The organism is Streptococcus gordonii (assembly GCF_001553855.1).
Lineage (GTDB): Bacteria > Bacillota > Bacilli > Lactobacillales > Streptococcaceae > Streptococcus > Streptococcus gordonii.
The window spans coordinates 65,227-81,837 of record NZ_LQWV01000034.1 but is presented as its reverse complement, the minus strand read 5'-3'; the positions used below and the strand labels follow the sequence as shown (position 1 = coordinate 81,837).

The following is a 16,611-nucleotide window of genomic DNA, read 5'->3' as shown; positions in this document are numbered from 1 at the left end:
GATCGCTAGCTTTAATCGTAGCTCGATAGCTACCATCTGCTTGTTTTACTGCCTTGTGCCAAACAAGATCATCCTGACCGTTGACCTCTGACCAGGTTGGAACTAGTACTTCCTTAAGTCCATTTGGAGAAACGACATCGCGAATAACCGCATCAAAAGTGCCAGTGGTAGGGTTATTATTTTCAATCGTGACTCTTCCACTAGGTTTCTCTTTATTTGCTGTCTTTCCAATAGAAACTTCAGTAGTTGTTGCAGTTACTCCTATCTGCTCACCATTTAGTTGAGTATAGTAGAGATGAACATGATACTTACCTGTAGCATTCTTATGGTCACTAGCTTTCACTGTTACGCGATAGCGACCATCTTGCTGACGAGTCGCATGATACCAAACCAAATCATCCTGGCCTTTATCATCCGACCAAACTGGTACAGAAACACTGGCTACACCTTGAGGGGCCAAAACATTTGAGATAACAACGTCAAAACGACCTGCAAGAGAATCGTTATTTTCAATGGTAATCTTCCCGCTCAGAGGTCCTTTGGGTACTTCTGGCGCTGGTTTAGCTTGAGAAGTGAAACGGCCAGTGTAGTCTACACTATGGTCAAAAACATGCTTACCTGGCAACAATTCAGCCTGGGAGGTAAACTGCCAAGCCCCTGCCCGCCCATTATAGCGGAGAATCTTCGCATCGTTAGTTGAAAGTTTAGCTGTTGGGTATTGAGCTACCCAGAAATTTTCCAAACCAAACTGGGCTGTTTTGACAGGCCCTTTACCTCTTAGATTATTTTCATCAATCCAGCTGGCACTAGTATAATACATAAGATTTGTATAGCCATTCTTACGCATTTCATCAGCCCATGCAAGGGTATTCCGATTGATGTTATCCTTCATTTTAGCATCTTCCATATCATTAACCATGACCGTATTCTTTGGAAGATTAAGATTTCTAGCTTCTGAGATAAAGTGACGAGCTTCTGCTCTTGCCTGCTCTTCACTAGTATAATGTGAAAAAGCATAGGCAGACACTTGCAAACCAGCCAACTGGGCATTGCGAGCTTGTTCTCCTGCGTAAGGGTTCCTATAGGTGGTGCCTTCTGTTAGTTTCACGACAACTCCACCAACTCCCTTGTTGGCAAGAGTGAGATAGTCATTGACGCTTATGCTTCCGTTATGACTGCTGACATCGACAAATGTTTTGGCTTGAACAGCCACATCACTTGAACGACTAGCTGGCCCAGCATGTCCAGTGCTATAGAAGGTTGTGTTCCCAGCAGCTCCTTTTTTCGATACAGCCTCATCAACCTTGCTAGCTTCTTCTCTTTGGGCAGTTTCTTCAATACTAGCCGACTGGTTCTCAACCTTAGTTTCCGACTGTTTTGGAAGAGAAGCTGGTACTGACTGACTATTTTCAGTCTTTTGTTCAGCTTGTGATTTTTCTTGCTCTTCCTGATGATCAGTGCTAGTCTCTCCCTTTGACTCGACTATTTCTGAATCATCTGAAGCTGTCTTTGCCACTGTATCTTGAGCCTGTTCAGCTTTTACTTGGATAGGCTGTACAGCAGACTCTTGTTCATCTGCATAAGCAGGTTGAACTGAAACAGCTAGTAGCAATGCCGCACTAGCATAATAAATAAAATCCTTCTTTTTCATGTAACTCCCTCTTTGACACGAATTTCAATATACCTCCATTGTAGCACAAGAAACTTGAGCTGAAAAGGGAAATTACTAATAATGCTTCTATCGTTTCTGTAGTGTGTAAAATCACTTTAGAAATGATGGTTCTATTGTAAAGTCTGTAGCAAAATGGCTGTCACTGAGACTTTCTAAGTCAAGAAAAATCACCAATTCGCAACTATCGTCAACCAACAAATCACTCAAAAAAACCAATCGAGAAAGTCCTTATAACTGCCATCACTAAAAGATTACCGTACACACATTAACCATCGTACATAAGTCACATGAACTGAAGACCAAGACAGATCTAATCTGGCTTCCTGCGCCTATGATCTAGGAGGAATATAACTTTAAGAATGAGAAACTGAGCTTTATTGCGCAGGATTTCGATTCAAGTCGTTCACCCACTACAGATGACAACGATCCAAACTTTTGAGTGCATACAAAAAGCCCAGACAGGGCTTAGCATTTAAATTGTTAAATTATTTATAATTTATCAAGTATCAACGAGTTCGCAATTGCTGGAGCAGGCCTTTCAAACTTTGGAACTTGAAAATGCTGTAGGTCAGATAGACAAAACCGTAGGCTACTGCAGCAAGATAAACTGATAAAAACCAATTCGAAGCAATAAATACAAGTGTCATTAGCAACTCAACCCAGATATCTTTGACGACCTCAATCTGCATCCTCTTGGCTAAGATTAGCTCTGCCAATATACTCCTAGTCGCCAGCAATAGCACGATAGACAGCACTGTCGCATTCAGGTTGCGCAGAAAAACTGCAAAAATCAAGGTAGTAGCAAAACTTAAGAGCATAGCAATAACATTTACTTTAAAAATCTGCCTCTCCATTCGCAAGGCTTTTAAGTAGGTATTGATGAGCAGTGCCATCTTGCCCTCGTAGACAGACATAGGAAAGACTAGAGCCATAAATATCAAGGACTCTCTGTAAGCCGGCAGCCAGCTGTCCAAAGCAATTTTCAGGGGATAATACAGCAAAAGCACCCCAAACATAACAACCATAAGGACATTCCGCAACTGATTGTAAATCTTAGGCAACTTGCTTTCATCCGTCCGTTTCAAAATTGGAAAAATGACCAAACCGATAGCGTTGATAAAGGTCATCAGCAGATTGGAAATGCTCAGGGTCAAGGATACTTTCCCAAATGTAGCAATGTTCCATACCTTTTGAATCCCCATTCGAACCGTCCCAATAATGAGCATACTGGCTACATTTGATAGCATCAGATTAATCCCGACAGCAATATTGCGAACTGTTTCCCGTATATCAAGCTTAAATTGATTGAGAGGTCGCAGGGCCATATCTCGGCATAGATACATGGCATAAAAAAGAGAAACAACTCTACCAATCAAATCGGCATAGACCATAATCTTGAAATCTCGAAAACCCACGAAAATAAAGACTAGTAAAAGCAGTAAATAGAGGAGGCGGTCTCCACTGACAACATAGGAACTTTCCTTTAGTCGATTAGTCATCTGCAAAACGTATACAAAGAGAAAGCGCAGATTGGTGACCAACATGGTATAAACCAAAAGTGTAAAAACAAATCGACTGCTATCATCTCTAATAAAGGCAGAAATCCCTAATAAAAATAAGATTCCAATCCCTGTCAGATAGATCAAAAGCATGAGAAACTGAGAGAAAAACTTTTCTTTATCCAGATCATCATACTCCAAACCACCGTAGCGAAGATAGATTCCGTCTACCCAACCCAGATGAACAAAACCGGCGTAGGATAAATAGAAAATATAGAGTTGCCAGTAGCCATATTCTTCTACCCCCATAATCTTAGGCAAAATTAAGACAACCAGAGAAGAAACTATTACTGTCAGCAAATTGGACAAGACGACATAGGAAAAATTAGCTACTATTTTTTTAAACCCACTAGACAAATTTGCCCTCCTATTCCTTCCTATCTGCTGCCATGCTCTCAATCAAATGTAAAAACATGGTTTCTAAATCAGTATGAGCTTGCCAGCCCAAACTTTCAAGCTTGTCCGTGTTGAGACGAATCTTGACTGTCGGATTATATCCTAGCTTTTCCACATCCTCTGCCAAATCAAAGACCAACTTCGTTTCATTGCTACCACTTAGTTCAATAACCATTTCCGCCATCTCACGAATGGAAATAGCCGTCTCTTTATTGGCGACATTATAAGCTTGCCCTGCTTGGCCTTTCAGCAGAATGAAAAAAATGGCTTCAATGGCATCTTTGGTATAGCAGTAGTTCCGAACAGTTTCCCCTTTAGTTCGGAGGATAATATCACTCTTTTCAAGGACAGCACGCGCAAACTGCGCAAAAACTCTGTTGTCTTCATAGCTCACACCTGGGCCAAAAGTCTGTGACAAACGAGCCATCCTAACCGGCACCTGATACTGATGACAATAGCCTACACATAAGGACTCTGCCATGCGCTTGCTTTCCGAATAACTGCTGCGGACACTGGTTGGATCCAAATAACCGTAATCTTTCTCGCTAATACTAGAAACTTCAGGATTTGTTGTTCCATAGACTTCCAGAGAAGAGAGATAGACCATACTGCGAACCCGCTTATTTTTAGCTAACTCTAACAGTTTTTCCGTTCCATTTATGGCTAGATCAATTGTCTCCACAGGATGCTCAACGAAAAAAGAGGAGTCCGTCGCACTGGCTCCGTGGATAATATAATCCAAATCTTCCTCTATTTTCCAATCTGACAGCAAGTCAGCATACACTAGCTTCAGATTCTCACTATGTAAAAAATCTTGAAATAGCTCTTCCGCTTTTTTCTGATTCCGTGCTAAGGCCACTACTCTGACATTGGCATCGTACAAATCGTTTAAAGCCATCAAAGCGGAAATACAGTGTCTGCCTATAAGTCCGGTTGCTCCGGTTACCAAGACTGTAACATTTCTCAGTTCTCTAAGAATAGGACTGACAGTAGCTAGATCTATCATATCCTTTTGTAAAATCGTATTATTTCCCATATCAACCAAAAATTTGTGCATTTTCACGCGCTTCGTAAATCGCTCTAAAAATATAAAAATCAGATGGAGTCGTAATTTTGATATTTTCACTGCCCCCCATAACTGTATGAAGGCTCAAGCCATAATAACGAGCCAGCGTAGCTGAATCTGTCATATCAAAAAGTTTCTCAGCTTGTGCCCTCATATGCAAAGAATAAATCTCAGAAAGAACAAAAGACTGGGGAGCTACAGCAGTTTGACAAGTAGAACGCTCAATTACGTTGTTAATGATATCTTCTTCATCCACTTGAACTACAGTTTCAATGACTGGTTTAACAGTAATAGCTGTTCCATACTTTTTAACTGATTCTATATTCTTAGAAATTATCTCCTCATCAATCAAGGGACGAACTCCATCATGAATCAAAACGTAATCATCATTTCCTTGATATTTTTCTCGCAGAACTTCTAATCCATTGAAAATAGACATTTGTCCAGTTTCCCCTCCGGGAACAATCTGACTTACTTTTTTGATATTAAATTTAGCTAATAAATCTTTGCAGTAGTCCAGCCAGTCATCTACACAAACAACTACAATGTCCTTTATTTCGGGATGAGCCTCAAAATGCTCAATTGTATGGATAATTATTGGCTTTCCATGTAACTCTAAAAACTGTTTAGGCAAGGTTTTGGTGTTCATTCGTTTGCCAGTTCCACCCGCAAATATCAACGCTGATACTGTCATATCTATATCTTCCTTTCTCTTAGTTTAAATCTAACTCTACTTAAGAATTGAACCCCAAAATAGATGGCCACAGCATAAATTATCCGATTAATGTGGGTTGTCAAGAGTGATAAGAGAGTCTCCTGAAAAAATGAAATGACCAAAGGATAAGCAAACAAGGAGTATATAATTACCTTTAGAGGACTAAAGCCACGTCTCTTTATGGAGTAATAGAAACTTCCAAAGAAGAAACCATATAAAATTTGCATAATCAAAATAGACAAGTAACCAAAATCTTTTATAAAGTAGTAGTAGATGGTATAAACATTAGTTTTATCACCATTAAAATTTATAACTGGCAAAAAGGGGGTTAAGTCATAATTGGATAATCCTAAAGATTTCAGGGTTCCGTAAATAGCAATCAAAGTATTTTCTCCAAAAACTTGATTGTTAGCATAAAGAGAAGGGTTCTTTAGGAAATAATCAAAGGCTTGAATGGGTGATCCCATGTATTTAATAAGGTTATCCAAAAAGCCTAGTTCTGATTGACTATCTACTCGATTCAATACAAATGTCCCAACTACTATAAAGAGCACAATAAATAGAAACCCTATGGTCAAAAGCGTTCTGAACAACTTCCTGCTGTAATGACTGTTTGCCCACGCATAATATTTTGAATAAAACAAAATATAGAGAACAGCATAGCCTGAAATAAGCCCCAACATTTCAGTTCTCCCAGTAGATAAAAGAGAAATCCCTAAAGAAATTAGACTAATCAGTAGTAATTTTCCTTTGTAAAAAATTCCTTTCTCACCAGAGAAAACTGATTCACAAAAGAAATAGAAGAAAACGATACCCACTGCGAAATTGATGCGCAATAAATTTAAGCTTAAACGGCTGATGGCGAAATCATAGTTGGTTGTCATGTGTCGAGCTAGCTCAATCGTTTTAAAAATACCACTTATAGGTTGCCCACTCTGAGTAGCCAGATATACCAACTCGGAATAAACGGTCTTAACCGAAAAAGCCAGGAATAAAAGCACTAAAATAATACAAATGTTATTTACCCGAACACGTGCTAGCTTTATTGGAGTCTGTCTAGCCGGAAATAAGGTTGAAGATGACAAAACTCCCATTAAAAAAATGGCATTCCCAAGGAGAATGATAATGACTGTCACCAGTGAAATCTCTTCTCCCCATTTTGAAGAATAAAGAGCAGTTGAAACGCTAGCTATCAACCACACTGCTAAATATATAAATCCGGGATTAGCATAATCTCTCTTTACTGTCCTTGTTGCAAAAAACAATAAGAGGAGACTTCCTAAAATTAGTAAATAAACCATTATCTTCTCTCTATCAAATCTACCCAATTATCTTTTAGTCTGACATGACGCTCTGTCTGCTCTTTTTTCTCTGGAGGTGTCATATAGTCTCCATAACGATTGGTTAAGTAAGTGTCTGCGTCATTTGGCCCATCAAATTCCTGGCCTTCAAAGGGATACTTTCGGGCTGGGAAAAAAGTCTTGTAATCCACTGTTTCACCCAAATAGCCCTTAACTCCATAGGCAATCGTAATTTTTGAAGTCTTCTTCTTTGATTGGATAAGCCATTCCATTAACTTATACATATTAGAAGGGCCAATGATGTAAGCAGGAAAACCCACAATCCGTCTGATCCAAAGGTTTTTTTTGAGCTCCTTTGATTCTTTAGACATATAAGTTAGGTGAGGTGTAAACTTTGTATAGCATCTAGAACTATTATGAGACAGATCTAGTGCTCTGAATAGCAAACCCTTCAACTTACGAACTATATCATTCTCAGGAACGAAATCAATCGGTAGCATATCCAGATAAAGGTACTTCTTCCGACTAAATCCCTCACCTAGAACGTCGTAATAAGTCCAGGATTTGCTCTGTAATTTCATCACTTTAAAAACACTATCCTTTGTTTCAGCTGGAGAAATCAGTTCAAAATACTGATTATCTGTAAAAACCTCTTTTAAACGATTGTAATCTTCTCGAAACATGACTAAGTCGATATCATCATCCCAAGGAATATAGCCACCGTGTCGCAAAGATCCAATAAGAGTACCCGCAACCATATAGGAAATCAGACCATGCTCTTTGCAGATCTTGTCAAATTGTTTATACATTTCCAAATAGGCTGCCTGCAAGGCCTTTAGTTTTTCATCTGAAATCTTTTGATACATCGGGCTGAAGCGTTCACTTAATGCTAACTCCCATTCTATTTTGCTTGTACTTCGCATTTTCTTACCTTTTTATGATTTTCAATAGTAATCTCGCTAACCTATTTAATGAAAAAGCATAGACCACATCGCTGACTAGATCCTTTCTTCCTGCATAGATCTTCCTCTTTTTCCATAAACTAACAAGCAAGGACAGTTTTCTCTGCTTCAAAAAGCCTATCCGACATTTGGTTAACTGGATAGCTTCATTTACCGTCGGCTCTAGATCTTTTCTATGCATTTTTAAAATAACTTCTTTAACAGATTGGTAACGATTCAGTACCTTTTCCAAATAGGTAATTCGATATTGACGTGTTTTGTTAAAACTTTTACTCGCTATTGATTGTGTCACATTGTTGGAATGGATCCGATGTTTATCTAAAACTTGATTGACATCAATAACTTGACCATAGAGTGATGCCAACATTCCAAATAAAACATCATGGTAGTCAAATCCTGGCAATTCTTGATAAGACTTAGTTAAAATATCCTGCAACACTTCCTGTCTAAAAGCCGTCTGATATCCTGAAGGCCATTTTTTTAAAAGAAAGGCCAAATCTTTAGCCTGACTCCCACCAGATAATGCTGGCCTCTCAGATACTCGATTCCCCTCATCAATAATTTCTGACTGATTGTAAACCATAGCCACATCTGAGTTTAGAAAAAATGACGACAAAGTGGAAATTTTATCTGGAAGCCAGATATCATCTTGATCTGAAAAAAAGACAAGCCCTTCTTGAACTTGATTGACAAGATGTAAAAATGTTTTATAATGGCCAAGATTCTCCCTATTTTGAATTGCTTTCCAAGTCGTTAGATTATGTTGACTGATATAATCTTGGACAAACTCATAGGTTCCATCCGATGAACAATCATCACATATTATGACCGCGTCTGGTACTAAATTTTGAAGTCTAATGGAATCTAACTGTTGCTCGATAAACCTTCTTCCATTATAAGTGGCCATTAAAACGCTAATCATTTTTGTTTCCTTAATATTCTTTTATAAACTCTTTTTTTCAACCCCAGAGGCATATAGACAAAGGCAATGACCAACAATAGATTTTTTATCCAATCTCTTCTATCAATCATCTTTTCTTTCAACATAAAGTCATTAATTACCTTCCAACTAGCAATTTGTGTTGGCTGACTTCTTCGTAAATGCATCCCATTTCCAATACGAGCATACACTAATGACTGTTCCATATTGGCAAAATGGCAACCTTGTGCAGCCATGCGAACCCATAGATAATAATCTTCTACCAAGTCTAGTGATTGATAACTACCTGATTTTTGGACTGCAGATTTTTTGAAAACAACCGTCATATGACAAAAGGGATTCCGTCGCTTCATATAGGTTAAAATAGCTTCATGTGATAAAGGCATTTTCTTTTCTGAAATGACCTCATCAATTCCTGAATTAATCTCTGTTACCGCACTTCCTAAGATATCTATTTCGGGATGCTCTTGAAAATAGTTCAACTGCTCCTCAAAACGATTGGGCTTAGCAATATCATCCGAATCCATTCGTGCAACCAACTCATAACTACAATGTTCTAGGCCTTCTCTAAGCGCTAAACCTAATCCTACATTTGTATCGAGAGGTACAGTTTTAAAATTTGTAAAATAGCCCTGATAACGCGTAATCACCTTTTCTAACTCATCGGTCAGAGGACCATCCTTCACCAAAACTAGCTCGTTAGGTTTCAAATTTTGGTTAACCAAAATACTCTCTAGACTATCTGATAAATAAATCGGGTTTTCTTTTTTGTAAACTGACATTAAAACTGAAAACTTAATAATCAACATCTCCTTCCCTTATCAAATTTTCTCGCGTTGTTCGGTCTGTTGAATAGATTCAGAAAAAGAAACCAATTGATAGTCCTCTGAATAGACAGACATTTCTTCCGAATAGACCAAATTAGAGAATAGTTTGCTGAATGTTGGAATATAGCGTCCTAAAGTTTTTAATAACCAATTAAAACCCGGCAGCAAAAGGATGTATTCACCCTGAGATTTCTTTATTTCGCTTACTAGTTCAGAAGTATTTACATAGGAACGATTTTGAGGGAAGAAAATACCATTCTCCCTATTCTTTATCAACAATCGAATAAACTCACTTAAATTATCAATATAAATCATACTTCTAGCGTTATCAACTCTTGGAAAAAGAGGTAATTTTCTTATTAAACTGGATAGTCGCTGGTAGTTTCCCTTTGCTCCTGGACCATAAACCATAGGTGGCCTCAAAATAACCACATGAAATTCTGGAGAGCTTAACTCTGTGAGTAGTTGCTCCGCTAGTAGTTTACTTTTCCCATACAAAGACTGAGGAGCAGGGATTGTATCTCTTGTTATCACTCCTGGCCCTTTGATTTCACCATAAACACTCATGCTACTCATGAAGATGAATTGACTCACACCTTCCTTCTTTGCTTTCTGAGCCAACTCAAAAGGCAACTGAGTATTGACACGCTGGTAAACAGATGCCATTTCCGATGAAGGATTTGCCAGATGGACAATTGCAGCTACATGAAAAATGACATCATATTGAGAGAAATCATGACTTTTCCACGTGTCTTTTTGAACATCCAACTCCTCAACTAAAAAGTCGGGTGATTCAGAAACATGAGATAGAAAACACTTCCCTATATAGCTATCTTTCCCAGTAATCAAAATTCTTGTCATCTTTAACTAATCCTTTTGTTCCAATGTTCCGGTTCCACCCTCGACAACGCCTTCACTCTTAACAACACTTTTAATTGTTCCAAAAAAACAATGTAAATCAAGTCTAAAAGACATATGTTTTACATAGTAACCATCTAGCTCAGCTTTTTTTTCAATAGGCAACTCATCCCGCCCGTGAATCTGAGCCCAACCTGTCAGACCTGGCAAAACATCATTTGCTCCATAACGGTCTCGCTCTTCAATCAAATCATACTGATTCCAAAGAGCCGGCCTTGGACCTATGATACTCATGTCCCCAACAAAAATGTTCCATATTTGTGGCAATTCATCCAAAGATGTCTTTCTGAGGAAATGGCCTGTCTTGGTAATCCATTGCTCAGGATTTTCCAGCAGATGAGTTGGGGTATCCTTAGGTGTATCAATTCGCATAGTTCGAAACTTTAAAATTTGAAATGTTTTTTTGTGGATACCAATACGTTTTTGTTTAAACAATACCGGACCTTTGGAGTCTAACTTTATAACAATAATTAGTATGAGAATGAACGGAGACAAAATAAGCATCCCCACTAACGATAAGAAAATATCTAAACTTCTCTTTATAAATTTGTACATTTTTTCTCCATTTCTATTGTTGAGCAAAGTCAATTAATCTTTGCTTCAACTCAGTCTCATTCAGCTCTAATAAAGTATCAATGAAATCATCAACTTCCTTCTTGGCTGGAGCATGTACATTTCCTACAAAAATCTTTTCATAAACCTGTTCATCAACCCTTTCTTGAGTAGAAAGCAGTTCCTCATATAATTTTTCACCAGGTCTAATTCCAGTTTCAACAATATTAATATCTGCCTCTGAATGACCACTTAACGAAATCATCTTTTTGGCTAAATCCAAAATTTTAACTGGTTCTCCCATGTCCAGTACAAAAACTTCGCCTCCATGCATTAAGGCCCCAGCTTGGATGACCAATCGACTAGCTTCTGGAATAGTCATAAAGTAACGAGTCATACGAAAGTCAGTAACAGTTACAGGTCCCCCTTTTGCAATTTGTTCTTTAAACAAAGGAACAACACTGCCACGACTACCTAGAACATTCCCAAAGCGAACTGCAGCAAACATTGTTTTCCCTTCTTCATTGAGGCTAGTTACAACCATCTCAGCTATACGCTTAGTCGCCCCCATCACATTTGGTGGATTCACAGCCTTATCTGTTGAAATCATTACAAATTTGGTAACGCCCGTAGCTTTAGCGGCCTCGGCTACATTACGAGTACCATATATATTATTTTTAACTGCTTCTTTTGGATTATATTCCATCAAAGGGACATGCTTATGAGCTGCTGCATGATAGACTCTGTCTGGACGATAGTTTTCCATAATTTGGAAAATACGTTCACGGTCCTGAATGTCAGCAATAACTGGAATAATTTCAAATTTAGAACCATATTGATTGTAAAGCTCTTTGTGAATCAAATAGATAGAATTCTCCCCATGCCCTAAAAGCAAGAGTCTATCCGGGTTAAACCGAGCAATTTGGCGGCAAAGTTCAGAACCAATTGAGCCTCCTGCCCCTGTTACAAGTACTGTCTTGCCTTCGATATTTGACTTCAGACTTGTCTGATCAAGCACAACCTCTTTTCGTCCCAATAAATCAGATATATCAATCTCTCTGAGTTTACTAACCCTAACTTTTCCTGTAACCACTTCTTCGTATTTTGGCATGGCTTTAACAGTAGCATTCGTCGCTTTGCAAAGAGTCAAAATACGTTCATACTCTTCTGGTTCTAAGGATGGAATAGCAATTACAATTTGATTAATCTCATAGTTTGCAACAATCTCTGGAATCTGACTATCTGATCCTACAACCTTTATTCCATGTAAAAAAGAACCATGTTTGCTAACATCTCGATCAACCACCGCAACAATCTTAATATCAGGCGAATCCTTTAAAGCTGTGGTTATAAACAAGCTTCCACCAGCTCCTGCTCCCACTACTAAGGTCCGTAATAACATTTCGCTAGCAACTTCTTCATACCTTACTCCCGTTTTATAACCATACCATATCCTCCACGCTAGTCGAACAGATGTAGAGAATAAAATCGAGAACATACAGCCCAGTAGCATAAAACGGTAGCTAATACCCAAAGTAAAGACAGTTTCTATCACTGAGACCGCTATATAAGCCCCGGCTAAAGTCAAGGCGATTTTGCTAAGATTTTTATAGTCTGTATAGCGATTTAGAATAGAAAAAGCTCCCGTAATTCCTCGACCAACCAGCAAATATAGCACTGTCACATAAGTCTGATTTTGTATTATGTTTAATTCTCTTGTTTGAATATATTCAGATAAGAAAAAGTAAGCAATATAACCACTCATATAAATGATAATAGTATCCACTATCATCAATATTAAGCGTTTTTGTGCCCTAGTTATTTCCATAATATCCCCAGTTAATTTTTAATGTTTTTTCCCGTAAGCACCATAATTCCCATAAGCACCGTAAACTCCATAACGATCTCCCGACACGTCATATTTGTTTAATACAACTCCCAAGAAAGGAGTCCCTGTCTGCTCTAACTGCTCCTTAGATTTTTGAAGTGCCTTACGTTTCACTGACCCTGCCTCAGCAACCAATAAACTTGCATCACATTTTTGTGAAATAATAGCTGCATCAATTACTAAACCAATAGGTGGCGTGTCTACAATAATATAATCATAATGACGACGTAATATGTTCATCATTTCATCAAAGTTTTTGCTTTGTAGAAGCGCCGTTGGGTTTGGTGACGATTGTCCTGACTCAATGACAAAGAGATTAGGTACATCAGTCTCACACAATCCTTGTGACAAATCATTTTTCCCCACCAAATAATCTGTCAATCCAGTAATTCTTTCTTTTGATTTAAACACCCCTGACATGATTGAGTTTCGGATATCAGCATCAATCAAGAGTGTAGTATATCCAGCTCTTGCAAAAGCAATAGCAAGATTTGTAGAAGTTGTGGATTTACCCTCATTTGGTTGAACTGAAGTGACAGCCACAATCTTAATATCTTCTCCACTTAACTGAATATTTGTCCTAAGAGCGTTGTAATATTCTTCAGTTTTCTGAATAGATTGTTTTTTATTATTTGATAATTCTAATACTGGCATAACGACTCCTTATTTCAGTTTTCTCATATCTGGGACGACTCCTAACAAGGATAAGCCCATCACTTCTTCTATATCTTCTGGTTTCTTAACCCGATCATCTAAAACTTCGACAAACACTACGATAATGACCATTACAATCACTCCAGCAAAAAAACTGAGCATGACATTCCGGCGAATATTTGGAGAAGATGGTGATTTTGGAACTTCTGCCTCTTCTAAGGTTGTTACATCTGAAACCTTAGTAACGGCAATGATTTTTTCAGCTGCCACTTCGCGCAAGGTGTTGGCGATTCGGCTAGCTTGGTTAGGATCGCTATTTTTGACAGTGATGGACACAATCCGTGTATCTGTAGGCACCGAAACACTTACAGACTTGCTTAATTCAGCTGTTGTCCCAGGTAGTTTTAATTCTGAAATAACCGTAGACAATACATCCTGCGATAAAATGATTTCCTTATAGTCCTTAACCAGGTAGGATCCTGCTTGTAGGTCTTGGTTGGTCAGAGTGTTATTATCTGTCTGCTGACGGTTGACAACGTAAATCCGTGTCGTACTTTGATAAGAGGGCTTAGCAATAAAAAGGCTATAACCCAAAGCTAAGACAGCTGCCACTAACGCTATCAACAGAATGATAAACTTTCTTTTCCATACTGTCTTGATCAAAGACAGTACGTCAATTTCGACTAGTTGATTTTCTTTATTCATGTTCCTTTTCCTCTATACTAAGAGCGAAGCTTATATGTATTCACTTCTTAGCAATAATTCCTGATTTTTTCTAAACAACTGCTCCGCATGAGATTTCCCATACTTCTTGGAGATGATTTGGTAGGCCTCTTGCATATAAGGCGGTCGTGGATTCAAATTGTGCATGTCACTGGCCACGAAATGAACCAGATCTTTCTCCAGAAAGAACTGGGCCCTTTTTTTCATGAATTTATAAGTGTCTCCAAACAGCTTTGGTTTTAAAACACTCGAACTATTAATCTGGGTGTAACAACCCATATTAATCAAGTCGCGTACCTTCTTTTCATCATTTTCCAAACAATGATAGCGCTCAATATGAGCCACAACAGGTGTAACGCCCAAGCGTAAAACGTTGCTCAGAGCTGTATGAATTTCCTTGTAAGGCGTGATCATACTGAATTCAATTAAAGCATACTGACTATCTGCCAAGCGTGGAATCTTTCCTTGCTCCAGCTTATCCAAAATATCACTTGTATAATATATTTCAGCCCCGTAAAGAATAGTCAAATCATCCGCAATTTCTTTAGCCAGTTCCTGGACTTGTTTGAAGTTTTCTTCAATTTTTGCTTCTGGAGTCTCAAACATCCCTTTCCGACGATGAGAAGTTGAAATGATTGTTCGCACCCCTTGACGGTAGCTTTCTTCCAGCAAGGCCCTGCTATCTTCTATTGTCTTTGGACCATCATCAACATCAAAAACGATATGTGAATGAATATCAATCATGGCTTACTTCCCTTCCATAACGGTCTGAATTTCAGACTTCATTTGATCCAGGCTTGCCGGATCAACTTCCAGCATATAAAGGGCGGCTTCTGGCATAGCATATGAAGGCAGACCAGTTGTTCCATTTCCAGTCAAAGCTTGTGACGTAACTGTATAGTTCCCACCTGTTTCCAACTGGGTATTCACAAGATTCATCATGGTTTCTAAGCTCATATTTGTCTGAACAGAATCTTGTAAACCTGAAATAATACTATTGTAATTCTTCAGAGCATCCGTTGAGGTCAGCTTCTTAATAACAGCAGCGATGACTTTTTCCTGGTTCTTACCGCGGTCGTTATCACCACCCGTTAATGAATACCGTTCCCTGACAAAGCCCAGAGCTTGCTCAGAATTGAGATGAACATCTCCAACCTTAAAGTGGTAATTTCCATGACGGCTTGTGAATTCTTGATCGTTATACACATCAACACCACCCAAAAGGTCAATCAATTTGAGGAAGGAAGTGAAATTCAAACGTACATAATACTGAATATCGATACCATAAAGTTTCTCTAGAGTATGAACCGAAGCATCTATACCATAAATACCCGCATGGGTCAGTTTATCAGGCTGATCCGCACCACCATCCGCAATAGGTACATAGGCGTCACGCGGTGTGGTTGTCAAAAGCACGCGCTTGGTCTTACGGTTAACTGTCATAATGATGTTCACATCCGAACGAGAGACAGATGATATACCTCCATAGGTATCAATCCCGCTGACATAGATATTAAAGACATCTGCATTAACATCATGCTTCTTAGTTGCAGTCTCAACCTTTTTCGTTAATTTGTAAGAATACAACTTTTTAACTTTGGAAGCATAGTCAGGATCTTCACTTCGTAGGGTATCCTCAAATACACTATTGATAACAATAGCTTTTGTCTCTCCAGCAAGCAAGGACTTATAAGCTGCCAGATAAGAGCTCGCTGAGCCCACTGTCAATTGGACTTTCTTGGTCTTGGCTAGTTCATCTGTTAAGGCTGCAATGTTTTCACCATCATTATTGGTTGGAGCTAAAACATTGGTTACTTTTTTTATATCTTTAATGTCGCTGTCCGCTGCTACTACAACGCTCATTTCATACTCAGAATAGTTAGAGGTAGAATTCAAACCAGTAGACAGGTCCACCATTTCCTTGACAGCGTACATGGTTCCTGACCCAATCAGCAAGGACAGAACCAATAATACTGTTGTAAAAATCCGAGCCTTATTAAACCAAATGAAAAGAGCAGCTAGAACTGCTACTAGTATCATCACAAAGGTTGAAATAATATTCAAATAACGAAAAGCTAAAATATTATACCTGAATATATAAACTATCAAGACAGAGATTAATAAAACATAAATGATGAATAAACTAACATTTAAGATTTTAAAACGTCTTGATTTAGCGGTAGTTCCATTGCTTTTTCTACGAGACATGCTAAAAACACTTCCTATACATAATTACTCCATCCTATTATATCACAAAAATATTTAGATTCTGCCCTATTTTTAAGAAATTTTTAAGAAATCATAGTAAAGATCCAAAGCAATTCTTCTTTATCTTTTATTAACTTAAGAAAAAAAGCAAAGTGCATAAATATAGAGTATTTTATAGAAGTCTCAAGGATTTGTTTACAAAAAATGGTTCCTGTTACTAGGGACCATTT

15 protein-coding genes are annotated in these 16,611 nt (G+C 38.3%); all 15 read right to left on the bottom strand.

Annotated elements, in window-relative coordinates:
* A partial coding sequence (locus tag AWH02_RS07255; protein WP_201785215.1) for a GBS Bsp-like repeat-containing protein occupies positions 1–1,651 on the bottom strand: 1,651 nt, incomplete at its 3' end.
* A gap of 527 nt (positions 1,652–2,178) precedes the next feature.
* Positions 2,179–3,588, bottom strand: coding sequence for a lipopolysaccharide biosynthesis protein (locus AWH02_RS07250; protein ID WP_060554222.1), 1,410 nt, complete (start codon positions 3,586–3,588; stop codon positions 2,179–2,181).
* A 10-nt stretch (positions 3,589–3,598) separates the two neighbouring features.
* A complete protein-coding gene (locus tag AWH02_RS07245) occupies positions 3,599–4,684 on the bottom strand; it encodes an NAD-dependent epimerase/dehydratase family protein (RefSeq protein WP_060554223.1) in 1,086 nt (361 codons plus the stop codon).
* Positions 4,665–5,387: a 2-C-methyl-D-erythritol 4-phosphate cytidylyltransferase gene (ispD, locus tag AWH02_RS07240; protein WP_060554224.1), complete on the bottom strand. Its 723-nt coding sequence runs from the start codon at positions 5,385–5,387 to the stop codon at positions 4,665–4,667. The genes AWH02_RS07245 and ispD overlap by 20 nt, the downstream gene beginning before the upstream one ends.
* A gap of 2 nt (positions 5,388–5,389) precedes the next feature.
* Positions 5,390–6,709: an O-antigen polymerase gene (locus AWH02_RS07235; RefSeq protein WP_060554225.1), complete on the bottom strand. Its 1,320-nt coding sequence runs from the start codon at positions 6,707–6,709 to the stop codon at positions 5,390–5,392.
* The gene (locus AWH02_RS07230; RefSeq protein WP_060554226.1) at positions 6,709–7,632 is read right to left on the bottom strand and encodes a LicD family protein; all 924 of its coding nucleotides are present in this window, start codon (positions 7,630–7,632) and stop codon (positions 6,709–6,711) included. The genes AWH02_RS07235 and AWH02_RS07230 overlap by 1 nt, the downstream gene beginning before the upstream one ends.
* A gap of 4 nt (positions 7,633–7,636) precedes the next feature.
* Positions 7,637–8,593: a glycosyltransferase gene (locus tag AWH02_RS07225; RefSeq protein WP_060554227.1), complete on the bottom strand. Its 957-nt coding sequence runs from the start codon at positions 8,591–8,593 to the stop codon at positions 7,637–7,639.
* Positions 8,590–9,420: a glycosyltransferase gene (locus tag AWH02_RS07220; RefSeq protein WP_169791777.1), complete on the bottom strand. Its 831-nt coding sequence runs from the start codon at positions 9,418–9,420 to the stop codon at positions 8,590–8,592. Before AWH02_RS07220 ends, AWH02_RS07225 begins: the two co-directional genes overlap by 4 nt.
* 12 nt (positions 9,421–9,432) lie before the next feature.
* A complete protein-coding gene (locus AWH02_RS07215; protein ID WP_060554229.1) occupies positions 9,433–10,299 on the bottom strand; it encodes an NAD-dependent epimerase/dehydratase family protein in 867 nt (288 codons plus the stop codon).
* Positions 10,300–10,305: 6 nt separating this feature from the next.
* Positions 10,306–10,911: a sugar transferase gene (locus AWH02_RS07210; protein WP_060554230.1), complete on the bottom strand. Its 606-nt coding sequence runs from the start codon at positions 10,909–10,911 to the stop codon at positions 10,306–10,308.
* Between the two features lie 13 nt (positions 10,912–10,924).
* Positions 10,925–12,730, bottom strand: coding sequence for a polysaccharide biosynthesis protein (locus tag AWH02_RS07205; protein ID WP_060554278.1), 1,806 nt, complete (start codon positions 12,728–12,730; stop codon positions 10,925–10,927).
* Positions 12,731–12,754: 24 nt separating this feature from the next.
* Positions 12,755–13,450, bottom strand: a complete 696-nt coding sequence (locus AWH02_RS07200) for a tyrosine-protein kinase (protein ID WP_046164514.1) — start codon at positions 13,448–13,450, stop codon at positions 12,755–12,757.
* A 9-nt stretch (positions 13,451–13,459) separates the two neighbouring features.
* Complete coding sequence (locus tag AWH02_RS07195; RefSeq protein WP_045634782.1) at positions 13,460–14,155, bottom strand: Wzz/FepE/Etk N-terminal domain-containing protein; 696 nt, start codon at positions 14,153–14,155, stop codon at positions 13,460–13,462.
* Between the two features lie 30 nt (positions 14,156–14,185).
* Positions 14,186–14,917, bottom strand: coding sequence for a capsular polysaccharide biosynthesis protein Cps4B (cps4B, locus tag AWH02_RS07190; protein ID WP_045634781.1), 732 nt, complete (start codon positions 14,915–14,917; stop codon positions 14,186–14,188).
* Between the two features lie 3 nt (positions 14,918–14,920).
* On the bottom strand, positions 14,921–16,381 hold the full coding sequence (cpsA, locus tag AWH02_RS07185; RefSeq protein ID WP_060554231.1) for an LCP family glycopolymer transferase CpsA: 1,461 nt from the start codon (positions 16,379–16,381) through the stop codon (positions 14,921–14,923).
* Positions 16,382–16,611 lie beyond the last annotated feature (230 nt).